This window comes from Pseudoxanthomonas sacheonensis (assembly GCF_010093305.1).
Classification (GTDB): domain Bacteria; phylum Pseudomonadota; class Gammaproteobacteria; order Xanthomonadales; family Xanthomonadaceae; genus Pseudoxanthomonas_A; species Pseudoxanthomonas_A sacheonensis.
Genome location: NZ_PDWS01000021.1, coordinates 62,472 through 85,624, shown reverse-complemented (window position 1 = coordinate 85,624; position 23,153 = coordinate 62,472). Strand labels below are relative to the sequence as shown.

At 64.3% G+C, this 23,153-nt stretch carries 26 protein-coding genes; 4 read left to right on the top strand and 22 right to left on the bottom strand.

What is annotated here, in order from left to right; genetic code table 11:
• The 7 genes from hflK to rlmE form a co-directional block, all read right to left on the bottom strand.
• A partial coding sequence (gene hflK / locus CSC73_RS16205; protein ID WP_163842425.1) for an FtsH protease activity modulator HflK occupies nt 1-650 on the bottom strand: 650 nt, incomplete at its 3' end.
• A gap of 154 nt (nt 651-804) precedes the next feature.
• Entirely contained in the window at nt 805-2,127 is a 1,323-nt protein-coding gene (hflX, locus tag CSC73_RS16200; RefSeq protein WP_163842419.1) for a ribosome rescue GTPase HflX, read from the bottom strand.
• 565 nt (nt 2,128-2,692) lie between these two features.
• Nucleotides 2,693-2,971: an RNA chaperone Hfq gene (gene hfq, locus CSC73_RS16195; protein ID WP_093290121.1), complete on the bottom strand. Its 279-nt coding sequence runs from the start codon at nt 2,969-2,971 to the stop codon at nt 2,693-2,695.
• Between the two features lie 114 nt (nt 2,972-3,085).
• Complete coding sequence (miaA, locus tag CSC73_RS16190; protein WP_163842402.1) at nt 3,086-4,054, bottom strand: tRNA (adenosine(37)-N6)-dimethylallyltransferase MiaA; 969 nt, start codon at nt 4,052-4,054, stop codon at nt 3,086-3,088.
• The gene (gene folP / locus CSC73_RS16185; RefSeq protein WP_163842400.1) at nt 4,054-4,953 is read right to left on the bottom strand and encodes a dihydropteroate synthase; all 900 of its coding nucleotides are present in this window, start codon (nt 4,951-4,953) and stop codon (nt 4,054-4,056) included. Before folP ends, miaA begins: the two co-directional genes overlap by 1 nt.
• Nucleotides 4,954-5,174: 221 nt before the next feature.
• Nucleotides 5,175-7,088 (bottom strand): ATP-dependent zinc metalloprotease FtsH, encoded by a 1,914-nt coding sequence (gene ftsH / locus CSC73_RS16180; RefSeq protein ID WP_163842397.1) that lies wholly within the window; start codon nt 7,086-7,088, stop codon nt 5,175-5,177.
• 55 nt (nt 7,089-7,143) lie between these two features.
• Entirely contained in the window at nt 7,144-7,776 is a 633-nt protein-coding gene (rlmE, locus tag CSC73_RS16175; protein ID WP_163842394.1) for a 23S rRNA (uridine(2552)-2'-O)-methyltransferase RlmE, read from the bottom strand.
• Between the two features lie 102 nt (nt 7,777-7,878).
• On the opposite strand from rlmE, the gene yhbY reads away from it, so the two are divergent.
• On the top strand, nt 7,879-8,184 hold the full coding sequence (gene yhbY / locus CSC73_RS16170; RefSeq protein ID WP_093290116.1) for a ribosome assembly RNA-binding protein YhbY: 306 nt from the start codon (nt 7,879-7,881) through the stop codon (nt 8,182-8,184).
• An 80-nt stretch (nt 8,185-8,264) separates the two neighbouring features.
• A complete protein-coding gene (locus CSC73_RS16165) occupies nt 8,265-8,636 on the top strand; it encodes an Mth938-like domain-containing protein (RefSeq protein ID WP_163842391.1) in 372 nt (123 codons plus the stop codon).
• 187 nt (nt 8,637-8,823) lie between these two features.
• Here CSC73_RS16165 and CSC73_RS16160 read toward each other — a convergent pair whose 3' ends face one another.
• Genes CSC73_RS16160 through surE form a run of 4 tightly spaced genes read right to left on the bottom strand, consistent with a single transcriptional unit; the run spans nt 8,824 to nt 11,696 of the window.
• The gene (locus CSC73_RS16160; RefSeq protein WP_163842389.1) at nt 8,824-9,585 is read right to left on the bottom strand and encodes a peptidoglycan DD-metalloendopeptidase family protein; all 762 of its coding nucleotides are present in this window, start codon (nt 9,583-9,585) and stop codon (nt 8,824-8,826) included.
• 31 nt (nt 9,586-9,616) lie between these two features.
• Complete coding sequence (locus tag CSC73_RS16155; RefSeq protein ID WP_163842386.1) at nt 9,617-10,231, bottom strand: YqaA family protein; 615 nt, start codon at nt 10,229-10,231, stop codon at nt 9,617-9,619.
• Nucleotides 10,232-10,233: 2 nt separating this feature from the next.
• Nucleotides 10,234-10,920 carry a protein-L-isoaspartate(D-aspartate) O-methyltransferase gene (locus tag CSC73_RS16150; RefSeq protein WP_163842383.1) on the bottom strand — a complete coding sequence of 229 codons (687 nt, stop codon included), beginning with the start codon at nt 10,918-10,920 and terminating at the stop codon, nt 10,234-10,236.
• Nucleotides 10,917-11,696, bottom strand: coding sequence for a 5'/3'-nucleotidase SurE (surE, locus tag CSC73_RS16145; RefSeq protein WP_163842379.1), 780 nt, complete (start codon nt 11,694-11,696; stop codon nt 10,917-10,919). The genes CSC73_RS16150 and surE overlap by 4 nt, the downstream gene beginning before the upstream one ends.
• Before the next feature lie 78 nt (nt 11,697-11,774).
• Between surE and CSC73_RS16140 the strand changes: the two genes are divergently transcribed.
• Nucleotides 11,775-12,308 carry a Smr/MutS family protein gene (locus CSC73_RS16140; protein ID WP_425502338.1) on the top strand — a complete coding sequence of 178 codons (534 nt, stop codon included), beginning with the start codon at nt 11,775-11,777 and terminating at the stop codon, nt 12,306-12,308.
• Nucleotides 12,309-12,324: 16 nt separating this feature from the next.
• Here the strand turns inward: CSC73_RS16140 and CSC73_RS16135 are convergent, their stop codons facing one another.
• The 10 genes from CSC73_RS16135 to CSC73_RS16090 form a co-directional block, all read right to left on the bottom strand.
• Nucleotides 12,325-12,564, bottom strand: a complete 240-nt coding sequence (locus tag CSC73_RS16135) for a hypothetical protein (RefSeq protein WP_163842374.1) — start codon at nt 12,562-12,564, stop codon at nt 12,325-12,327.
• 137 nt (nt 12,565-12,701) lie between these two features.
• Nucleotides 12,702-13,736: a tRNA pseudouridine(13) synthase TruD gene (gene truD / locus CSC73_RS16130; RefSeq protein ID WP_163842371.1), complete on the bottom strand. Its 1,035-nt coding sequence runs from the start codon at nt 13,734-13,736 to the stop codon at nt 12,702-12,704.
• Nucleotides 13,733-14,227, bottom strand: coding sequence for a 2-C-methyl-D-erythritol 2,4-cyclodiphosphate synthase (ispF, locus tag CSC73_RS16125; protein ID WP_163842368.1), 495 nt, complete (start codon nt 14,225-14,227; stop codon nt 13,733-13,735). Before ispF ends, truD begins: the two co-directional genes overlap by 4 nt.
• Nucleotides 14,228-14,370: 143 nt before the next feature.
• Nucleotides 14,371-15,066 (bottom strand): 2-C-methyl-D-erythritol 4-phosphate cytidylyltransferase, encoded by a 696-nt coding sequence (ispD, locus tag CSC73_RS16120; RefSeq protein ID WP_163842366.1) that lies wholly within the window; start codon nt 15,064-15,066, stop codon nt 14,371-14,373.
• Entirely contained in the window at nt 15,066-15,407 is a 342-nt protein-coding gene (ftsB, locus tag CSC73_RS16115; RefSeq protein WP_163842363.1) for a cell division protein FtsB, read from the bottom strand. Before ftsB ends, ispD begins: the two co-directional genes overlap by 1 nt.
• Nucleotides 15,408-15,410: 3 nt before the next feature.
• Complete coding sequence (eno, locus tag CSC73_RS16110; RefSeq protein WP_163842361.1) at nt 15,411-16,697, bottom strand: phosphopyruvate hydratase; 1,287 nt, start codon at nt 16,695-16,697, stop codon at nt 15,411-15,413.
• Nucleotides 16,694-17,332, bottom strand: a complete 639-nt coding sequence (locus CSC73_RS16105) for a hypothetical protein (protein WP_163842358.1) — start codon at nt 17,330-17,332, stop codon at nt 16,694-16,696. Before CSC73_RS16105 ends, eno begins: the two co-directional genes overlap by 4 nt.
• Nucleotides 17,329-18,162: a 3-deoxy-8-phosphooctulonate synthase gene (gene kdsA, locus CSC73_RS16100; protein WP_163842355.1), complete on the bottom strand. Its 834-nt coding sequence runs from the start codon at nt 18,160-18,162 to the stop codon at nt 17,329-17,331. The genes CSC73_RS16105 and kdsA overlap by 4 nt, the downstream gene beginning before the upstream one ends.
• Before the next feature lie 160 nt (nt 18,163-18,322).
• On the bottom strand, nt 18,323-19,984 hold the full coding sequence (gene pyrG / locus CSC73_RS16095; protein ID WP_163842352.1) for a CTP synthase: 1,662 nt from the start codon (nt 19,982-19,984) through the stop codon (nt 18,323-18,325).
• Between the two features lie 151 nt (nt 19,985-20,135).
• On the bottom strand, nt 20,136-20,390 hold the full coding sequence (locus tag CSC73_RS16090) for a hypothetical protein (RefSeq protein WP_093290100.1): 255 nt from the start codon (nt 20,388-20,390) through the stop codon (nt 20,136-20,138).
• A gap of 168 nt (nt 20,391-20,558) precedes the next feature.
• Between CSC73_RS16090 and parE the strand changes: the two genes are divergently transcribed.
• Nucleotides 20,559-22,448, top strand: coding sequence for a DNA topoisomerase IV subunit B (gene parE, locus CSC73_RS16085; protein ID WP_163842349.1), 1,890 nt, complete (start codon nt 20,559-20,561; stop codon nt 22,446-22,448).
• 76 nt (nt 22,449-22,524) lie between these two features.
• On the opposite strand, the gene CSC73_RS16080 is transcribed toward parE, so the two are convergent.
• Nucleotides 22,525-22,929: an H-NS histone family protein gene (locus CSC73_RS16080; RefSeq protein WP_163842346.1), complete on the bottom strand. Its 405-nt coding sequence runs from the start codon at nt 22,927-22,929 to the stop codon at nt 22,525-22,527.
• Nucleotides 22,930-23,153: the final 224 nt, after the last annotated feature.

Below are 23,153 nucleotides of genomic sequence, written 5' to 3'. Positions count from 1 at the left end.
GGCAGGTTGAGCTCGGTCACCACCAGGCCGGTGCGGTAGCTGTCCAGCGAGTGCTGCAGGCGTTCCTTGGCGGAACTGCCCAGCGGGCCGCGCACGCCCAGCACGGTGTCCAGGTCGGAACGGCCGACCTGTTCGCGCACGGCGCTCTGGGCGGCCTGCTTGAGCACTTCGTCGGCGTTGCGCGAGCCATACAGGTACAGACGCGGGTCGCTGATGCGGTACTGCACGTTGAGCGAGACGGTGACGATGTTCTCGTCCTTGGTCAGTACCGGCACGGTGTTGCTGAAGGTCTTGATCTCGGTGGCGTTGACCTTGGTGACTCTTTCGATGGGCCAGGGCCACTTGAAGTTGGGGCCGGGCTGCATGATGCGGGCGAACTGGCCGAAGCGCAGGACTACGCCGCGCTGCTGTTCGCCGATCAGCTGGAAGCTGCTGAACACGAGCAGCAGCACCAGGCCGATGACCACCCAGCGCAGCGGGTTGCCGCCGCTGCCGTCGAACAGGCCGCGCAAGCGGTCCAGCAAGCCGTTCAGATCATTGCCGCCGCCCTTGTTGCCTTTCGGTTTCCAAGGGTTGGGCCTGGGCTTTTCGCCGTCGCCGTTCGATCCGTTGCTACCGGGGCCGCTGTTACCGGGGGTGTTCCAGGCCATGCCTACTCCACGTTGAGGTTTGCGCAGGGCCAGGGCCGTTGCGGGTCTGATTCTACTAGATAGGGTCGCGGGGCCATGGAGACAAGCGTAGGTCGGGGCTACGCCCCCGACGCTCGGGTATCCGGTTGCGTTTCGTCGGGGGCGTAGCCCCGACCTACGCCATCCATTCTTCGCTGGGGACTTCGGGCAGCAGGGCTTCCAGCGGCGCACCGCCGGCTTGCACCGCCAGGCGCTGGGCATCGGCGAGCGACAGATCGACCTGCAGATGCCAGCCGTCCTCGTCGTGGGTTTCGGCGCGCACCGCGCCCAGGGCGTGCAGACGCGAACGCAGGCGTTCGGAATGCGCGGCCGGCAGGTGCAGCGGGCCCTGGATGCGCACCAGCGACAGGCGTTCGGCAAGAATCTCTTCCAGCAACTCGATACCCAGCCCATCGCGCGCGGTCAGCCAGACGCGTTCGCGGCCTCCGTTGGGCACGTCGCGGCGAGGCTCCGCGCCTTCGATCCGGTCGATCTTGTTGTAGACCAGCACCTGCGGAATATCGCCGGCGCCGATCTCCTGCAGCACCGAATCGACCTGGGCGATGCGGTCTTCGCGCAGCGGGTCGGCGGCGTCGATGACGTGCAGCAGCAGGTCGGCCTCGCGCGCTTCGGACAAAGTGGAACGGAATGCGGCGACCAGTTCGTGCGGCAGGTCGCGCACGAAGCCGACCGTGTCCGACAGCATGATGCCGCCGCCGCGCAGATTGACCCGGCGCACGGTGGGATCGAGCGTGGCGAACAGCTTGTCGGCCGCATAGGCGTCCGAGCCGGTCATGGCGTTGAACAGCGTGGATTTGCCGGCGTTGGTGTAGCCCACCAGGGCCACGCGCGGCATTTCGCTGCGCACGCGGGCGCGGCGCATCTGGGTCTGCTGCACTTCGACTTTTTCCAGGCGCTTCTGCAGCTGGTCGACGCGCTTCTGCAGCAGGCGGCGGTCGGTTTCCAGCTGGGTTTCGCCGGGGCCGCGCAAGCCGATGGAACCGCCGCGCTGGCGCTCAAGGTGGGTCCAGCCGCGCACCAGGCGGGTGGCCATGTGCTGCAGCTGGGCCAGTTCGACCTGCAGCTTGCCTTCGAAACTGCGGGCGCGCTGGGCGAAGATGTCCAGGATCAGCCCGGTGCGATCCAGCACGCGGCGTTCCAGGAATTTCTCCAGGTTGCGCTCCTGGCCGGGCGACAGCGAATGGTTGACCAGGATCAGATCGGCGCCGGTGGCATCGGCCGCGGCCTTCACCTCATCCAGCTTGCCGCTGCCGATATAGGTCGAAGGACTGGGCTTGTCCACGCGCGCGGTGATCACCGCGGCGATGGAAGCGCCGGCGGAACGGGCCAGATCGGCGAATTCCTCCTGCGCCCCGTCATCGGGCGAACTCCCGCCCGAACCCGAGCGCATGGGCTGTATCAACAGGGCGTGCTCGCCCTTTCTGGATCTTTCGAACATGGGACAAGTGTGGGGGCGAAACGTCGGAATACAAAGGGCTTGGGCGCTTTTGCTTCAGATTTGGCTTTTTACCTTCCCGTGAGGCGCGGCAAGCGAGGTGGGTAAACCCCGCAGGGGCGGCGCACAAGGATGTGCGCCGTTTTTGGAGCAGCAGGATGCTGCTTCCAAAAATTCCCGCCACGCTTGCGGACCCCACGGCTTCATCGTGGGGCGCGGCGTTAGGGCGGCTTTCTTTTGGTTACTTTTCTTTGCCGTTCAAAGAAAAGTGACTCGCGCAAAGCGCGAAACGCTTTTGCACTTCACAAGCAAAAAGCAAAGTCGCTGGGTCCCCGCCTTCGCGGGGATGACGAGAGAAGCGAGATCAAGAGCCCCACTCCTCAATCCTCCCCTGCGCTGCGCGCAAGGGAGGAGGCAGAAGCAAACGCAGGAGCAGAAGCAAAGGCAAGATCAAGATGGATGACCAGCCATTCGGCTGTTGAAGAGCGCTTCCAGCTTGCGCTGGGATGACGTCGTGAATTGGGAAGACGTCGGGAAGAATCAGATCGCTGCAGAAAAAACAGCAACCCTACTCGTTCTCGTCGCCGCCTTCCTCGCCACCGTCCTCATTGCCCTGCACATAACCGCCGCCCGGCCCCACCCGCACATTGCGCGCCGGCACCACCGTGGAAATGGCGTGCTTGTAGACCATCTGGCTGACCGTGTTGCGCAGCAATACGACAAACTGATCGAACGACTCGATGGTGCCCTGCAACTTGATGCCGTTGACCAGGTAGACCGAAACCGGTACCCGCTCGCGCCGCAACGCATTCAGGAAAGGATCCTGCAAGGATTGCCCCTTGGACATTTCTTACTCCCGCCTATTTCTATAGGTGTTGTTTTTATTGGTCCGGGACGGCGCACAGCTCCCCTGCCGCTAACCCGGAACCCCGATGTTACACAACATCGGGCGCTTGACCAGCTACCCAGTGCGCAGATTCGAGGGCAGGAACAGCGACAGGGCCGTTTCCAGGGCCTGGCGGTCGGCCAGCGGATCGAACCAGCGCGCATCCAGTTCGCCCCGCAACCAGGTGAGTTGGCGCTTGGCCAACTGGCGGGTGGCGAAGATGGCGCGGTCGCGGAATTCGGCTTCCGCAATGGCCCCGTCCAGATATTCCCAGGCCTGTCGGTAGCCGACGGCACGGATCGCCGGCAGGTCCAGAGGCTTGTCGATCGCCTGCAGCTGGGGAAGATCGCGCAAACGATGGACCTCTTCCAGGAAACCGGCTTCCAGCATCGCGTCGAAACGCGATTCGATGCGTTGGTGGAGCACGGCACGGTCGCGCGGCGACAGCACCAGTTTGAGCACACGGAACGGCAGTCGGTCGCGCGCAGGCATCGCCTGCCAATGGCTGATGGGTCTGCCACTGAGGCGGAACACTTCCAGCGCGCGCTGGATGCGTTGCGGATCGGTGGTTTTGATTTTCGCCGCAGCGCGCGGGTCGACCTGGGCCAGCTCGGCATGCAGCGCCGGCCAGCCTTTTTTGGCCGCTTCGCTGGCGATGGTTGCGCGGATCGCGGGATCGGCTTCGGGCATCGGCGCCAGCCCTTCCAGCAAGGCCTGGAAATACAGCCCTGTGCCGCCGGCGAGGATAGGGATCCTGCCGCGCGCGGCGATCGTCTCCAGCGCGGCGCGCGCGTCGGCGGCGAACTCCGCCGCCGAGTAAGGCTGCCACGGCTCGCGCACATCGATCAGGTGGTGCGGCACGGCGGCCAGCATCGCCGCTTCCGGCTTGGCCGCGCCGATGTCCAGGCCGCGATAGACCAGGGCCGAATCGATGCTGACGATTTCTCCCTGCAGGCGCTGCGCCCATTCCATAGCCAGCGCGGTCTTGCCCGAGGCGGTGGGGCCCATCAGGGCGATGGCGATAGGCCGGTTATCGGCCGCCATCAATCGTCGTCCGGCCAGCGGATGCCTGGCGCCGGCGTCTTGCCGCGCGGCAGGGGCACAGCCGCCACCGCATTCCACACCTTCAGCGCGTCCACCGTCGCGGCGACGTCGTGTACGCGCAGCAGCCGCGCACCGCGCTGCGCGGCGATGAGATGGGCGGCCACCGAGGCGAAGACGCGATCTTGCGCGGCCTCGCGGCCGGTGAGTTCGCCCAGCGTGCGTTTGCGCGACAAGCCTGCCAGCACGGGCACGCCCAATTCGGCGAAACGCTCCAGCTGCGCGAGCAGGGTCAGATTGTGCTGGGTGTTCTTGCCGAAGCCGAAACCCGGATCGACGATGAGATTCTTCTTGGCGATGCCGGACATTTCCGCGGCGAACAGGCGCTCGGCCAGGAAACGGTGCACGTCGCCGACCACGTCGTCGTAATCGGGCGCCTGCTGCATCGAGCGCGGCTCGCCAAGCATGTGCATCAGCACCACGGGCACGCCCAGCGCGGCAGCGGCCTCCAGCGCACCTTCGCGACGCAATGCGTAGACGTCGTTGATCATGCCCGCGCCCGCCGCCACTGCCGCGCGCATCACTTCCGGCTTGGAGGTGTCGATGCTGATCGGCAGCGAAGTCTGCTTGGCCAGCTGCTCGATTACCGGGATGACACGGCGCAGTTCTTCTTCGACGGAAACTTCTTCCGCGCCTGGCCGCGTGGATTCGCCGCCAATGTCGAGCAGGTCGGCGCCCTCCTCCGCCAGCTTCAACGCATGCGCAACGGCGGTTTCCAGAGTGGCGTGGGTGCCGCCGTCGGAGAACGAATCCGGGGTGACGTTGACGATGCCCATCACCTGCGGGCGGTCGAGCTTGATCAAGCGGCCTGCGCAGTCGAGTTGGGGCGCAATGTCGAACATAGACTCCTTCCCTTCTCCCGTCGGGAGAAGGTGGCCCGAAGGGCCGGATGAGGGTACGGCAGAGTGATATACGACCACTTTGCGGGTGCTGACAACAAGCGGCTTTGCGAATGCGATTAGCTAACCGCGAACTCAACCCTCGCCACTTCGACGTACCCTCACCCCAACCCTCTCAGCCTTGCACACCCTTCGGGCGCCGATGGGAGAGGGGGTCAAACGCGTCAGGTCTGCGCGGCGGGCCCGCCGATCGGCGGCAGCGGCATCACTTCGCCCTTGTCGGTCTTGGTCCAGCCCGCCGGCGGCGGCGGGTCGCGGCCTTCCATGATGGCGTCGATCTGCGGCACGTCGATGGTTTCGTAGGTCATCAGCGCTTCGGCCATCGCGTGCAGCTTGTCGATGTTCTCGGTCAGGATCTTGGTGGTGCGCGCATAGGCCTTGTCGAGGATGGTGCGCACCACTTCGTCGATCTTGCGCGCCGTGTCGTCGGAGACGTTCTTGTGCTGGCTCACCGAACGGCCCAGGAACACTTCCTCTTCCTCTTCCGCGTAGGTGATCGGGCCCAGTTCCTCGGACAGACCCCACTTGGTGACCATGTTGCGGGCCATCTTGGTGGCGCGCTCGATGTCATTGGAGGCGCCGGTGGTGACCTTGTCCGCGCCGAAGATGAGTTCCTCGGCCACGCGGCCGCCGTACAGCGTGGCCAGGCGGCTCTCGATGCCGGTGCGGTTGATGCTGTACTTGTCGCCTTCGGGCAGGTACACGGTCACGCCCAGCGCGCGGTCGCGCGGAATGATGGTGACCTTGTAGACCGGGTCGTGCTCGGGCACCAAGCGGCCGACGATGGCGTGGCCGGACTCGTGGTAGGCGGTGTTGCGCTTCTCTTCCTCGCTCATGGCCAGCGAGCGGCGCTCGGTGCCCATGATGATCTTGTCGCGGGCACGGTCGAAGTGCTCCATGCGCACTTCCTTGCCGCTTTCGCGCGCGGCGAACAGCGCCGCTTCGTTGCACAGGTTGGCCAAATCCGCGCCGGAGAAACCGGGCGTGCCGCGGGCGATGGTCATCGGCACCACGTCGTCGGCCAGCGGCAGCTTGCGCATGTGCACGCGCAGGATCTGTTCGCGGCCCTTCACGTCGGGCAGACCGACCACGACCTGACGGTCGAAACGGCCCGGACGCAGCAATGCCGGGTCGAGCACGTCGGGACGGTTGGTCGCGGCGATCACGATCACGCCTTCGCCGCCTTCGAAACCGTCCATCTCCACCAGCAACTGGTTGAGGGTCTGCTCGCGCTCGTCATGGCCGCCGCCCAGGCCGGCGCCGCGATGGCGGCCGACCGCGTCGATCTCGTCGATGAAGATGATGCACGGCGCGTGCTTCTTGGCCTGGTCGAACATGTCGCGCACGCGGCTGGCGCCGACGCCGACGAACATCTCGACGAAATCCGAACCGGAGATGCTGAAGAACGGCACCCTGGCTTCGCCGGCGATGGCCTTGGCCAGCAGCGTCTTGCCGGTGCCCGGCTGGCCGACCATCAGCACGCCGCGCGGAATCTTGCCGCCCAGCTTCTGGAACTTGCCGGGGTCGCGCAGGAATTCCACCAGTTCGCTGACCTCCTCCTTGGCCTCGTCGCAACCGGCCACGTCGGCGAAGGTCACCTTGATCTGGTCGTCGCCCTGCAGCTTGGCGCGCGATTTGCCGAAGGACATGGCGCCCTTGGCCCCGCCGCCGCCACCCTGCATCTGCCGCATCATGAAGATCCAGAAACCGATGATGAGCAGCACCGGCAGGAAGGTCATCAGGATGGAACCCAGGGACAGGCCGCTGGCCGGCTTCTCGCGGGTGATGGCGACGTTCTTCTTGACCAGCATGCTGACCAGATAGTCGTCCTGCGGCCCGTAGACGGTGCCCGAGGTGCCGTCGGTACGCTTGTACTGGATCGCGTTGGTGACCAGATTGCTGTCGTTGGTGAAATTCACCGACGCCACCGAACCGTTGTCCACTTCCTGCAGGAACTGCGAATAATTGGTTTCGGCGCCGGCGGCGTTGCCCAATTTCGGCGAAAAGCTCTGGAACACCACCATCAGCACGACGGCGACGACTACCCACAGCAGCAGATTCTTGCTCAAGCCGTTCATCCTCATTGACTCCGGTGCTTCCTATAACTCGATTGAGAGACTACAACGAACCACGTCATTTCATGTGCAGAAGCTTGCCCTGCCCCAGCGCGTAGACTTCCGGGGAGCGCTTGCGCGAGGCATCCGGCTTGCGGATGGCCACTTTCTCGTAGCGCCGCCGCAATTCGCGCACGTAGTCATCGAAACCGGTGCCCTGGAACAGCTTGATCAGGAAAGCCCCGCCCGGTTTCAGATGGCCGTCGGCGAAATCCATCGCCAGTTCGGCCAGATGCATCATGCGCGGCTGGTCGACCGCGTCCACACCACTCTTATTGGGGGCCATATCCGAGAGCACAAGGTCCACGGGTTGGCCGTTCAACATGGCTTCCAGCTGCGATAGGACGTCATCTTCCCTGAAATCCCCATGAAGGAAGTCCACCCCGGCCAGGCTGGGCATCTCCAGGATGTCCATCGCCACCACCCGGCCGCTGTCGCCCAGCACCTTGCGCACGAACTGCGACCAGCCGCCCGGGGCCGCGCCCAGGTCGACCACCACCATGCCCGGCTTGAGCAGGCGATCGCGCTCGATCAGCTCTTCCAGCTTGTAGGCCGCGCGCGAACGCAGGCCCTCGGCCTGCGCCTTCTTCACATAGGGGTCGGCGAAGTGCTCTTTGAGCCAGCGTTGGCTGCTTTTGCTGCGGGTGGCCATGGGCGCGTCAGTCCCCCGGCCCGCGCGCAGGCGGCTGGAGAAACGGGTTCGGTGGGGCGGCCATGATACCCTGAACCCCCTCGAGACCCCGTACCGCAGCGCATGTCCACAGCTTTGACCTCCAGCCAGTCGCGCTTCCTGCGTGGCCAGGCCCACGACCTGAAGGCCCTGCTGCAGATCGGCGCCAAAGGGCTCACCCCGGCCTTTCTGGCCGAACTGGATGCGGTGCTGGAACAGCACGAACTGGTCAAGGTGAAGATCGGCGCCGAAGACCGCGAAACCCGGGATGCCATGATCGGGGAAATCGTGGACAAGTCCGGGGCAGCCCTGGTGCAGCGCATCGGCCACGTGGCGGTGCTGTACCGGCCCAGCAAGGACCATCGTCAGATCGTATTGCCCAGAAAGTGAATGGGAAACAGGGAATAGTGAATGGATAAAGCGGATGCTTTGCCTATTCCCCATTCCCTATTCACCGTTCCCCGCCTCCCATGCAACTGAACCACGAACGCCCCGACTACGCTTATGCCCTGCGCGCGGCCGACGGCCACAGCGCCAAGGTCAACGACCGGGTGCTGGAAGCCAGTTTCATCCTGGCGCCGAACGAGCTGATCGAGGACTGGAACGTCCGCGACCCGGCGGCGCTGCTGCCCGAAGATCTCGCCCCCTTGCTTGCGCTCAATCCGGAGCTGGTGGTGCTGGGGACCGGCGAACGTCAGGTTTTCCCATCCGCAGCCGTCATGGCCGCCTGCCTGACCCGCGGCATCGGCATCGAGGTCATGACCAACCCCGCCGCGGCGCGCACGTTCAATGTGCTGGCAGGCGAAGGCAGGCGTGTGGTGGCCGGGTTCCTGCTGACGTAGGTCGGGGCTACGCCCCCGACGCTCTTGCTACGGGGGCCAACCTACCGGGCGGCACCTTCGCGTAGGTCGGGGCTACGCCCCCGACGCTCAGCCATGTTCGAATTCTCGCGTGCGTCGGCCACGTAGAGCCTGCCCCGTACTCGATACGGGGGCCGACCTACGAGGCTCGCTCGGGCCAACCCACCGATTAGCGCTTCGGCAGATACTGCAACGGATCCACCGGCTTGCCGTTGTAGCGGATCTCGAAATGCAGCATATCGCGCGAGGCGCCGCTGCGGCCCATTTCCGCGATCTGCTGCCCGGCCTTCACGTTCTGGCCTTCGTTGACCAGGCGCTTGCGGTTGTGGCCGTAGGCCGACAGCCACGATTCGCTGTGCTTGATGATGATCAGTTCGCCGTAGCCCACCAGGCCGCCGCCCGAGTACACCACTACCCCGTCGCTGGCCGCGCGCACCGCCTGGCCGTTGGCGCCGGCGATGTCCACGCCCTGCTTGGTGGCATCGCCGGTGGTGAAGCGCCCGATGACTACGCCTTCGGCCGGCCAACGCCAGTTGAAGCCGCTGCTGGCCGGTCCCGGCGCCGGCACCGGCTTCACCGCTGCCGGCGGACGCGGCGCGGCGGGAGCGGGCCGGGTGACCGGAGCCGCAACGCTGCTGCGGCTGGGCGGATACAACTTCAGGCTTTGCCCCGGGTAGATGGTGTACGGCGAGGGGATGTTGTTCCAAGCCGCCAAGTCGCGGAAATCGATGCCATTGCGGAAAGCCACGCCGAACAAAGTGTCGCCGCGCTGCACGCTGACGGTTGCGCCGTATTTGGGTTGGGAAACGATGCGCTGCGGAGTGCGGGAAGAAGAGGTCTCGCGCACCACGGTGCTGCTGCATGCGGCCAACAGGGCTGCGGCAGCCAACAGGGCCAATGACTTATGCGTATTCCATTTGCTGTTGGTCATTTCCGTCGGTCGTTCCGTGGTTTGTTATGCGTCATCCGCCGTTGGCTTTCCACACCAGCCAGCCGATCAACAGCGCCAGCAACGCGGTGGAGATCCAGCCTACCGGTTCGATCCAGCGATGCAACGCGGCTTCAGCGCGCGCGCCGCCGAGTCTGATCGCGCCGGCAACAAGGTACAGGCGCTTGCCGCGACCGACCAGCATGCTGGCAAGGAACGGTACCAGCGGCACACCGACAATGCCTGAGGCCCACGTGAATATCTTCAGCGGTATCGGCGTGAATCCGGCCAGCACCAACAGCCAGAACGCCTTCCACGGAGATTCCGCCACCACCTGCCGCAGATGCCTCACCTGCTCGTCGATGCCGGCGCTCCACCCCAGCCATTCGATCACCGGCTTCAACGCTTCGAACGCGAAATGGCCCAGCGCATACCCGATCACCGCGCCAGCCAGCGAACCGATCAGGCTCAAGGTCGCGAACCAAAGCGCGCGTTTGGGTTGCGCCAGGGACATCGGCGCGAGCATGACTTCGGGTGGGACGGGAAAGATGATGGCTTCGATGAAGCTCAGTCCGGCCAGCAGCCTGGGCGCGTGCCGGTGTTGCGCCCACTGGATGGCGCGGGCGTACAGCGGTCCGAAGATCTTCACGCCTAATCCAAGGTGCCGGACAGCAGCGGAACGAACACCACCGGAGCCAGCACTTCTTCGTCCACGCCGCCGTCTTCGCGCTTGGTCAGCTTGATCAGCGATTGCGAGGAAGCGCCGCCCACCGGCGCCACCAGGCGTCCGCCGACCGCGAGCTGATCGACCAGCGCGCTCACCAGCGCGGGCGCGGCGGCGGTGACGATGATCCCGTCGTAGGGCGCATGCTCGGGCCAACCGATGCGTCCGTCGTCGTGTTTGCTGCGCACATTCATGCCCAGTTGGCGCAAGCGCTTGCGCGCCTGCCGCAGCAGGTCGCCGATGCGTTCGACCGTGTACACCTCCAGGCCCAGCGCGGCCAGGATGGCGGCCTGGTAACCGGAACCGGTGCCGATCTCCAGCACCTTCTTAGGCGACGCGTTCTGCAGCAGCGCCTCGGTCATGCGCGCCACCACCCACGGCTGGGAAATGGTCTGGCTATGGCCGATGGGCAAGGCGGTGTCTTCGTAGGCGCGGGTCGCCAGCGCTTCGTCGATGAACAGATGGCGCGGCACCGTACGCACGGCATTGAGCACGTTCTCGTCGCGGATGCCGGCGCTGTTATCGGTTCCTGCGCGCAGGCGCTCCACCAAGCGGTCGCGAACCCGCTGGGAAGTCATGCCCTGGCCCACGGCCTCACGCAATCTCGGGGTCACGCCGATGCCCCCAGCGACGCGCTCAGCCCGCCGACCCAGCTGGCGACCTTTTCCAGCGCCTGGTAGCGGGTCAGGTCCACATGGATCGGGGTGATGGAAATGAAACCGGTGCGCACCGCATGGAAATCGGTGCCCGGACCGGCGTCCTGTTCCGGTCCGGCCGGACCGATCCAGTACACCGTTCCGCCGCGCGGATCGGGCTGCGGCAGACAGGCTTCGGAACGGTGGCGGTTGCCCAGGCGAGTGACTTCGAAACCGGCGATCTCGTCCCACGGCAGATCGGGCACATTCACGTTGAGGATGGTGTCGGCCGGCAGCGGATCGGATTTCAACCGCGCCACGATCTCCACCGCGGCGCGCGCGGCGGTCGCGAAATGGTTGGCTTTGTGATCGGCGGTGGCCAGCGACACGGCCACTGCGGGCAGGCCCAGGAAACGGCCTTCCATCGCCGCCGACACGGTTCCCGAATAGATCACGTCGTCGCCCAGGTTGGCGGCGTTGTTGATGCCGGATACGACGATGTCCGGTTCGACTTCCAGCATTCCGGTCAGCGCAAGATGTACGCAATCGGTGGGCGTGCCGGCGACGCGCCAGGTCCGCTCGTCCAGCTTCTTGATGCGGATGGGCAGATCCAGGGTCAGCGAGTTGCTGGCGCCGGAGCGGTCGCGGTCGGGAGCGACCACCAGGACTTCGTGGCCGGCGCTGCGCAGGCCTTCGGCAAGGATTCGGATGCCGGGGGCGTCTACGCCGTCGTCGTTACTAACAAGTACGCGCATGGGGTTCCTCAAGTACGTGCCCATGATACCGCACGCTCTTGCGCCCCGCCCCGATGCCGCTAACCTGCAGGCATGCCAATGCCTCCCGACGACGATGACGATGCCGCGCTGTTCCGCGAAGCGATAGGGCCGATCAAACGATTGCCGGAATCAACGCCCGCTCCCGGCAAACCCAGACCCAGGCCCGCCGCACGCATGGCCGAACGCGATGAGCGCGAGGCGCGCAGCGAATTCCAACGCGGGCTGGACGATCTGTCGGCCCTGGCGGCTGGCGACACCTTGAGTTACCGGCGCGATTCGGTGCCGCCGGCAGTCTTCCAGCGGCTGAAGCGCGGACGTTTTTCGACACAGGACGAACTGGATCTGCACGGCGCCACCATGCTGCAGGCCGAATCGATGCTGAGGCATTTCCTGGCCGAGGCGCACGCCCACGAATTCGGCTGCGTGCGCATCATCCACGGCAAGGGCCAGCGCGACGATGGCGGGCTGCCGGTGTTGAAGAATCTGGTCGACCGTGCGTTGCGGCAACGCGCCGACGTACTCGCATTCCACTCCGCGCCGGCCGCGCAAGGCGGTACCGGCGCCGTGGTGGTATTGCTGGCCAGGCGCTGAAACCCGGCGCCCGGGATCAATCCGCAGCGGCTACCGTGTTGACCCGCTTGGTGGGCTTGTTGACCCACATCACCCGGGTTCCGCGCTGCTTGGCGATGTTCTCCACCAGCGCCACGTAGTGCTCGTCCACCTCTATGGTGGACCCGGCAATGCGCTGTTGCGGCGGCGCGTCGCGATACGCGGTTTTAGTGCTTGCGCATCCGGCAAGCAACGCCAATCCGAACGATAAGGTCGCGATTCTCAAAAGAGTTCTCATGACATCCTCCGATTCGAAAGCCAGAAAGCCACGGCGTCCGGCGGATAGGCCTACGGTGAATCTCCAGACGTCAATTCGGCTTATACGCCGCGCCTGACGGCGTTCCAGTACCTGCCAAGGCTTTCCGACGAACGGCATCAATTCCGGGTTGTATCGGAGACTTCTCCAAGCTCCTGCAGCAAGGCGGTGGCGTAGCAGCCGGGCGGCAACGAGAACGCCAGCGACAGCGTGGTTTCTTCCGGCCATGTCCAGGCCAGCCCTTCGGCGACCAGGCGCAGGGCCCGGCGTTCCTGCTTCAGCCCCGCATCCTCCAGGCCTTTGCGCAAGGCGAGCGCGTCGCCGCTATCCAGAGCGGCGTACTCCACGTCGGCGCAGCGCGACGTACTGCGAAGCTCGCCCGCCCCCCACAACGGCCCGCTGGGATGGATATCGAAACGCGCCAGGCGCTCGGCCAGCGCCTGGCTCCAGGGTTCCGGACCGAACACGCTGCGGCTGCCCGACAGGGTCCATACCTCCCCTTCCAAGCCGCTGTCCCAGCTGCCGTCGCGCACGCGCGCGGCCAGTACGCGGTTGAAAAGTTCCGAGCGCGCCGCCGACAGCAGGATCGAACGCTGGTCATGGCGCACGCGGCGCCCCGCGAACATCGACAACGCCGATTCGACATTGTCGCCGCCACGGCCGAAGCGCTGTTCGCCGAACCAGTTGGGCAGGCCGCGGGCGGCGATCCGCCGCAGACGTTCTTCGATGAGCGCGCGTTCGCCCGCCACCTCGCGCAGGACCAGTACGAAACGGTTTCCGGCCAGCGCGCCGCGCGGCAACTTGCGGTTGTGCCATGCCGAATGGGTCACGGTCAGATCTTCGGACTGCAGCGACGCCTGGTCCGGGGCGATGCGCTTGGGCAGATGCACGCTGAATCGCTGACGCGTCACCGCGTGCCTGTCCTTCATGCCTGCGTAGCCGATGGCCATCTCCGGCACGCCGGCCCACCGGGCCAGACGCTTGGCCACCGCGGCGGTGTTGAGGCCCCGCTTTTCGATGGTCAGCAGCAGGTGCTCGCCTTCCCCGCTGTGCTCGAATCCCGCGATTTCCTCGACGAAGAAATCCTCGGCGACCGTACGGATGCGGGCGCGCAGCACCGGCGCGCCGAAGGCGCTGGGCAACGGTTGGGTCACGCGTTGCGGGCCAGCAGCACCACGGCTTGCGCGGCGATGCCTTCGCCGCGTCCGGTGAAGCCCAGTTTCTCGCTGGTGGTGGCCTTGACGCTGACCGCGTCCGCCTCGATGCCCAAGTCGGCGGCGATCAGCGCGCGCATCGCGTCCGCGTGCGGACCCACCTTGGGGCGCTCGCAGATAACGGTGATGTCCGCATTTCCCACCTTCCAGCCTTTTTCGCCGATCAAGTTATTGCAATGGCGAAGGAACGAGCGGCTGTCGGCGCCCTTCCACTGCGGATCTGAGGGCGGGAAATGCCTGCCGATATCGCCCATCGCCAATGCGCCGAGCATCGCGTCGCACAGCGCATGCAGGACCACGTCGCCATCGCTGTGCGCTTCCACGCCGCGATCGTGCGGCACGCGCACGCCGCCGAGCATGAGGTGGTCGCCCTCGGCGAAGACGTGGACGTCGATGCCCTGGCCTATGCGGATATTGGAGGTGTCATGCATGGAATGCGCCCTGATTCAGAATGGCTGTTGCCGTCATTCCCGCGAAGGCGGGAACCCAGTGACTTCTCTCTCGGACTTCCTTCCCTTGCAAAAAACCAAGTCGCTGGGTTCCCGCCTTCGCGGGAATGACGGAAGTTCTTACTTCACGTCTGCCGCTTCGAAAGCATGAACTCGAAACGCGCCAGATCGGCTGGCGTGGTGATCTTGAAATTGTCCTCGCTGCCTTCGATCAGCAACGGCCGCAAACCCTGCAGTTCCATCGCCATCGATTCGTCGGTGACCTCGACGCCCGCCTTGCCGGCCTCTTCCAGCGCGCGCGACAGCTGCAGGCGGCGGAACAGTTGCGGGGTCAGCGCGCGCCACAGCCGCTGCCGCGGCTCGGTGCCGTCGATGCCGCCGTCGTCGCCAGCGCGTTTCAGCGTGTCGCGCACCGGCGCGGCCAGGATCGCGCCCACCGGATCGTTGCGGCCGCGCTCCAGCAGTTGCTGCAGATCGTCCTGGCCCAGGTTGGGCCGCGCCGCATCGTGCACCAGCACGAAGTCGTCGGCTCTGACCTCGGCCGGCAGCGCGTTGAGCGCGGCCAGCACCGACCCGGCGCGGGTGGCGCCGCCGACGCAGGTCAGAATGGGCTTGCCTGAGAATCTATCCCAACCCGGCCAATCAACATCGTTCTCCGACAGCGCCACTACGGCGCCTTCCACCGCCGGATGCGCGAATAGCGCTGCGAGCGTGTAGGCGATCAACGGTTGTCCATCGACGTTCAGATATTGCTTGGGAATTTCGGCGCCGAAACGGGTACCGCGTCCGGCGGCAGGCACCACCACCCAGATGCCGGGCATCAGCGGCCTTGCTCCGCTTGCGGAGTGGCGGTTTCTTCCGTGACCGGCGCAGGCGCGGTGGGCGCTTCCACCACGCGGTAGAACTTCTCGCCCGGCTTGATCATCCCCAGTTCGCTGCGCGCGCGCTCTTCGACCGCTTCTTCGCCCGACTTGAGATCCTCGACCTCGGCCGCCAAGGCGTTGTTGCGTTCCTGCAATCCCTGGTTATCGCGCTTCTGGTGAGCCACCTGGTTCTGCAGGCTGGTGACTTCTCCCCAACTGCCCTCGCTGAACCACAACCGGTACTGCAGCCACCCGAACAGCAGCGCCAGCACCAGCAGTGGCCATCCGAGACGCCGCATCGCTTACCGCTTCAGCGACACGAAAGCGTTGCGTCCGGCGTAGCGCGCCTTGTTGCCCAGCGCTTCCTCGATGCGCAGCAGCTGGTTGTACTTGGCGACGCGGTCGCTGCGGCACAGCGAGCCGGTCTTGATCTGGGTGGCGGTGGTGGCCACCGCGATGTCGGCGATGGTGGTGTCTTCGGTTTCGCCCGAACGATGCGAAATGATCGCCGCGTAGTTGGCGTGGTGGGCCATGGAAACGGCCTCCAGGGTTTCGGTCAGCGTGCCGATCTGGTTGACCTTGATCAGGATCGCGTTGGCGGTGCCCGACTCGATGCCCTGCTTGAAGATCTTCGGATTGGTGACGAACAGATCGTCGCCGACCAGTTGCACTTTCTTGCCGATGCGCTCCGTCAGCAGCTTCCAGCCGGCCCAATCGTCCTCGGCCAAGCCGTCCTCGATGGTGATGATCGGATACTCGGCGGCCCAATCGGACAGGAAATCCACGAATTGCTCGCTGGTCAGGCGCTTGCCTTCGCCCATCAGGTGGTACTTGCCGTTCTCGAAGAACTCCGTGGAGGCCACATCCAGTCCCAGCAGCACGTCCTCGCCCGCTTTGTAGCCGGCCTTGCCGATGGCTTCCAGAATGGTGTCCAGCGCTTCCACATTGCTGCGGAAATCCGGGGCGAAACCGCCTTCGTCGCCGACCGCCGTGCTCAGGCCATGGCCTTTCAGCACCGCCTTGAGCGAATGGAATATCTCGGTACCCGCGCGCAGGGATTCGGCGAAGGTGTCGAAGCCCACCGGCAACACCATGAACTCCTGGAAGTCCACGTTGTTGTCCGCATGCGCACCGCCGTTGATGATGTTCATCATCGGCACCGGCAGCACTACGTCGTCGCCATTGGCCAGGTACTGCCACAGCGGCATTTTCTTCGACGCGGCCACCGCATGCGCATTGGCAAGGGAAACGCCGAGCAACGCGTTGGCGCCCAGGCGGCCCTTGTTCTCGGTACCGTCGATATCGATCAGGCGGCGGTCCAGCCCTTCCTGGTCGACGGCGTCGAAACCCTTCAGTGCGGTGGCGATGGCGCCGTTGACGTTGCCCACGGCGTGCTGCACGCCCTTGCCCAGGTAGCGGGTCTTGTCGCCATCGCGAAGCTCGACCGCTTCTTTGGAGCCGGTGGAAGCGCCCGAAGGCACCATCGCACGGCCGAACGAGCCGTCTTCCAGCGTGACTTCCGCTTCCAGGGTGGGATTGCCGCGGCTGTCGAGGATTTCGCGGGCGTGGATCTTGGTGATTGTGGTCATAATTTCTTCTTGATTATCGACATTAGCTTTGGGGAGGCCACACATTTGCCATCTGTTCCAGCGGCTGCATAAGACACTGAAAGTGCGGTCAGTTCGGCAGTGCGTTCCGGATCTGATTGTCCGCGCAACAGCAGCGCTTGAACCGCCGCCGCCGCCCGTTCGGAGTCAGTAGGGCTTGGCGACATGGTTGAAAGCAACTGCGTATATTCATCACCGGCCAACTTTTTGACATCTTCAAGCAGGTTTTCATAAGCATCGGAGGCGGCCAGCGCTTTCTGCACCTTGGCAAGAGCGGCTGAACTGGGTCCGATGGTTGTCACGACACAGTTGGATAAGGGCTTGTACTCGTAGAAGAGCTCAAAACGATCAACCCATGTCCTGGCCTTCGCCAAACCTCCGAGATCCTGCGCCTCAACAGACTCCGCACCACCGTCAATTGCAGCGTATGCGGCACGCGCTGTCGCTGGGCCCTTTGGATTCATTTGAGCCGAAAACTCGATCACCTTCTCTCTATAAGCATTATCCACAGGGTGGATTGCAGCCGCCTCGCCTACTTGCGCTTCCGGCAAGACACTGCTCTTGGCAGAACATGCACTCGCCGCCACGATCAATAGAGCCAATGTGTGCCGCATCATGTATCTGATTCCAGGAATCCATTCTTTTTGGTGATCTGATCCAGCGCCATCAGCGTTTCGAGCAGCGCTTCCATCTTGCCCAGCGGCCAGGCGTTGGGGCCATCGGAAAGCGCCTCTTCCGGCTTGGGGTGCGTTTCCATGAAGATGCCTGCGATGCCCACCGCCATCGCCGCGCGCGAAAGCACCGGCACGAACTCGCGCTGGCCGCCGCTTTTGCCGTCCATGCCGCCGGGCAACTGCACCGAATGGGTGGCGTCGAACACCACCGGGCAACCGGTGTCGCGCATCACGCTGAGCGAGCGCATGTCGGAAACCAGGTTGTTGTAGCCGAAGCTGGCGCCGCGTTCGCAAGCCATGATCTGTTCGTTGCCAGTCGCTTTGGCTTTGTTTGTGACGTGCTTCATTTCCCAGGGCGACAGGAACTGGCCCTTCTTGATATTGACCGGCCGGCCCGCGCTGGCGACCTTGTGGATGAAATCGGTCTGGCGGCACAGGAACGCAGGGGTCTGCAGCACGTCGACGACCGAAGCCACTTCGTCCAGCGGCGTGTACTCGTGCACGTCGGTCAGCACCGGCACGCCGATCTGCTTCTTCACCTCGGCCAGGACCTTCAAACCCTCTTCCAGGCCGGGGCCGCGGAAGCTGGTGCCGGAGGTGCGGTTGGCCTTGTCGAAGCTGGACTTGAAGATGAAGTTGATGCCCAGCTTGCCGGTGATCTCCTTCAGTTTGCCGGCGACATCCAGCTGCAGCTGCATGGATTCGATGACGCAGGGGCCGGCGATGAGGAAGAAGGGCTGGTCGAGACCGACTTCGAAGTCACAGAGTTTCATAAAGTTTCCCACTGAAAAGCCCCTCTCCCATCGGGAGAGGGGTTGGGGTGAGGGTACGGCGAAAAAGCCACCGCTTGGACATTAAGTAACTTTCCCGCACCCTCATCCGCCCCTTCGGGGCACCTTCTCCCGATGGGAGAAGGGAATAGAGACCCAGGCTTCACGCCCGCGCTTCCTTCAACAATTTCCCACCAGCCTTCATCTCCCGCGCAGCGCGGATGAACCCGACGAACAGCGGATGCCCATCGCGCGGCGTGGACAGGAATTCCGGATGCGCCTGGCAGGCCAGGAACCACGGGTGCTGGCTGCGCGGCAGTTCGATCATCTCCACCAGCAGATCGTCCATGGACTTGGCGGAAATCACCAGGCCGGCGTCTTCCATCTGGGTGCGGTAGCGGTTGTTGAATTCGTAACGGTGGCGGTGGCGTTCGGCTACCACGTCCTTGCCGTACAGCTCGCGCGCCAGCGTGCCCGGCTTCAGGCGCGCTTCCTGCAGGCCCAGGCGCATGCTGCCGCCCAGGTCGCTGCGCTCGTCGCGCTTCTCCACTTCGCCGGTGGCGGTGCGCCATTCGGTGATCAAGCCGATCACCGGGTGCGGGGACTGCTTGTCGTTCTCGGTGCTGTTGGCGTCGGCCAGGCCCAGCACGTTGCGGGCGTAGTCCACCACCGCGGCCTGCATGCCGTAGCAGATGCCGAAATACGGCACGCCGTGTTCGCGCGCGTATCGCGCGGTGACGACCTTGCCTTCGAAGCCGCGGTCGCCGAAGCCGCCCGGCACCAGGATGCCGTCAACGTCCTGCAGGGCCGACATGTCGCCGCCTTCCAGCTCCTGGGCTTCCAGCCACTTCAGGTTGACCCGCGTACGCTGGCGCAACCCGCCATGCTTCAGCGCTTCGCCGACGGACTTGTAGGCGTCCTTGTGGTCCACGTACTTGCCGACCACGGCGATGGTGACTTCATCCAGCGGATTGAGCGTGGCGTCGACCGCCGCTTCCCATTCGGAAAGGTCGGCCGGGCCGGTCACCGGCAGCTTCAGCTGGTTGACCACGATTTCATCGAGATGCTGCTCGTGCAGCTCCAGCGGAATCCTGTACAGCACATCCACGTCGCGCGCGGTGATCACGGCGCGCTCGGGCACGTTGGTGAACGAGGCGATCTTGCGGCGTTCCGAATCCGGCAACGGTTGCTCGCTGCGGCACAGCAGCACGTCGGGCTGGATGCCGATGGAACGCAATTCCTTCACCGAGTGCTGGGTGGGCTTGGTCTTCAGCTCGCCGGCGGCGGCGATGTAAGGCACCAGGGTCAGGTGCATGAACAGCGCCTTTTCCTGGCCGCGCTCGGTGCGGATCTGGCGGATCGCTTCCAGGAACGGCAGCGATTCGATGTCGCCCACGGTGCCGCCGATCTCCACCAGAGCCACGTCGAACCCGGCCGTGGCGTCGTCGATGCAGCGCTTGATCTCGTCGGTGACGTGCGGAATCACCTGCACGGTGGCGCCAAGGTAGTCGCCGCGGCGCTCCTTGCGGATCACGTTCTCGTAGATGCGGCCGGTGGTGATGGAGTTCTTGCGGCTCAGGCGCGTGCGCACGAAGCGCTCGTAGTGGCCCAGGTCCAGGTCGGTTTCGGCGCCGTCGTCGGTGACGTAGACCTCGCCGTGCTGGAACGGGCTCATGGTGCCCGGGTCCACGTTGATGTAGGGGTCCAGCTTCATCATCGTCACCCGCAGGCCGCGGGCTTCAAGGATGGAGGCAAGCGAAGCGGCGGCGATGCCCTTGCCAAGCGAGGACACTACACCGCCGGTAACGAAAATCAGGGGGGTCATGGCTCGAGGCCTCCCGGAAAGCCATAGTTTACCGGTTGGCCCCCTGATGTACAAAGCGATCCGGTTGCGGACCCATTAAAACCGCACGCCCCGACCAAGCGGGGCATGCGTGGGCCTATTCGGCCCGATAAACGTGGTCAGGCGCGGCCTATCAGGGCTTGCGCTCTTCCTCTTCTTCTTCCGTGTCCGATTTCTTGCCGCTTTCGCCCTTGGCCTTGGCCCTGGCGGCGGCTGCGGCCTCGTTCTGGGCGCGGCGCTCGGCCTTCTTGTCGGCGTCGGATTTCTCGTCCCCGGCGGCGGTAGCGGTCCGGTCGGCGTTGGAATTGGCCTTGGACTGGGCAAAGGCCGCCGTGGCGGTCAGTGCGGCGGCGATGGCGCCAAGGAGGATCAGGTTGCGCTTGTTCATGGGGGTTCTCCGTTTGCTGCCGACCGGGGAGCAAATCGAGCCGAAACGCCCTGCCGGTCGCGCGAAACATAGTCCACTGCAACCCACCTGCCACTGAACGTGCAAAAAAAGAAACCAAGCCGCACACTTCGGGGCTGTAGTCGCCATCAGAAAAAAACCGCCCACTCCATGAATACCCGCTACAACGCCGCCGATATCGAAGTCCTTTCCGGCCTGGACCCGGTCAAACGCCGCCCCGGCATGTACACCGACACCACCCGGCCCAACCATCTGGCCCAGGAAGTCATCGACAACGCCGTGGACGAAGCGCTGGCCGGCCATGCCAGCGAGATCGAGGTGATCCTGTTCAAGGACGGCAGCTGCCAGGTCAGCGACGACGGCCGCGGCATGCCGGTGGACATCCATCCGGAAGAGAAGATCTCGGGTGTGGAACTGATCCTCACCCGTCTGCATGCCGGCGGCAAGTTCAACAACCGCAACTACACTTTCAGCGGCGGCCTGCATGGCGTGGGCGTGAGCGTGGTCAATGCGCTGTCGAAGAAGGTAGAGCTGTTCATCAAGCGCGACGGCAACGAGTACCGCATGGAATTCCGCGACGGCGACGTGGCTTCCAAACTGGAGATCGTAGGCAGCGTCGGCAAGAAGAACACCGGCACGCGGCTGCGCTTCTGGGCCGATCCGAAATATTTCGACACCGCCAAGTACAACCTGCGCGCACTGAAGCACCTGCTGCGCGCCAAGGCCGTGCTCTGCCCGGGCCTGACCGTGAAGCTGTTCGACGAAGCCAGCGGCGAGCGCGACGAGTGGCACTACGCCGATGGGCTGCGCGACTACCTGCTGGGGGAACTCAGCGGGCGCGAGTTGCTGCCGCCTGAGCTGTTCGTGGGCCAGCTGTCCAAGCAGAGCGAGATCGTGGACTGGGCCGTGTCCTGGATTCCCGAGGGCGAGCTGGTGCAGGAAAGCTACGTCAACCTGATTCCCACCGCCCAGCACGGCACCCACGTCAATGGCCTGCGCAGCGGCCTGACCGATGCGCTGCGCGAGTTCTGCGATTTCCGCAATCTGCTGCCGCGCGGTGTGAAACTGGCGCCGGAGGACGTGTGGGACCGCGTGGCCTTCGTGCTGTCGCTGAAGATGACCGACCCGCAATTCAGCGGCCAGACCAAGGAACGCCTGAGCTCGCGCCAGGCCGCCGGCTTCATCGAAGGCGCCGCGCACGATGCGTTCTCGCTGTGGCTCAACCAGCACACCGATTTCGGCGAACGCATCGCGCAACTGGCGATCGAACGCGCCAGTGCGCGTCTGAAGACCGAGAAGCAGATCGTGCGCAAGAAGGTCACCCAGGGCCCTGCCCTGCCCGGCAAGCTGGCCGACTGCATCTCGCAGGATCTGTCGCGCACCGAACTGTTCCTGGTGGAAGGCGATTCGGCCGGCGGCAGCGCCAAGCAGGCGCGCGACAAAGATTTCCAGGCCATCCTGCCGTTGCGCGGCAAGATCCTCAATACCTGGGAAGTGGCCTCCGGCGGCGTGCTCGCTTCCAACGAAGTGCACGACCTGGCGGTGGCCATCGGTTGCGATCCCGGCAAGGACGACATCACCGGCCTGCGCTACGGCAAGGTGGTGATCCTGGCCGATGCGGACTCCGACGGTTTGCACATCGCCACGCTGCTGACCGCGCTGTTCCTCAAGCATTTCCCTGCCCTGGTGGAAGCCGGCAACATCTTCGTGGCCATGCCGCCGCTGTTCCGCGTGGACGTAGGCAAGCAGGTGTTCTATGCGCTGGACGAGGAAGAGAAGCGCCTGTTGCTGGAGAAGATCGAGCGCGAGAAACTCAAGGGCGCGGTCAACGTTACGCGCTTCAAGGGCTTGGGTGAAATGAATCCTTCGCAGCTGCGCGAATCCACCATACATCCCGACACGCGACGGCTGGTGCAGCTGACCAACGACGACGACAGCGGTACGCGTTCGTTGATGGATATGCTGTTGGCGAAGAAGCGAGCGGGCGACCGGAAGGCATGGTTGGAGCAGAAGGGGGATCTGGCTTCGCTGGAAGTTTGAAAACGGCTATTCCCTATTGTCTGCCGTGGCGACGGCGCAGGGCATCCAGAGACGAACCCTTTTCCATTCGTCACCGTTATCCAGGGTATTTCGGGAATTTCTCGTCTGGATGCTTGGCTTTCCATTCTTTGTAAGCCGCTGTTCCTTCCCACGCAGCGAATGCCCTGGGGGTGCGGCCGCGACCTGTCCAGGTTTCCTGGGTATGCGGCAGCCAATATTTCGGCGCGATCTCTTTTTTGGAGTGTGTTGCCTTCACGCCACGCGCGGGGCCACCGCTGGGCCTGCCCACCTGGGCTGCGATGTCCGCTTTTTGCTTGGCAGTGAAGTGCTGACCGAACCGGCTCAATAGGTCGGACACCTGCAAGAAGGCATGGGAAGCTTCTTGCTCAAGCAGGTTCGCTTCTTGCGCTTCGAGTTTTTTCAGCTCTTCGGCAAGCTTGGCTTTGGCGGATGCGATGGAATCGAAGGTGGGTTTGCTCATTTGGATCTCTTAAAGGATTGGCTTGATGGAAAAACGCGCGGGCCAGGCGATGGGTGATTGCAGATAATTATGACTTGAGCACGCATGAGTGACATAGCCGGGATTACTAATGTCGGATCTGCATTTTTTTGAATTTCTTTATTAATGTCGCTAATTTTCATTATTTTTTACTTAATAAAGAGGCCAGGGTAATATTCGTTCGAATTCGGAAGTTCCCGACAATG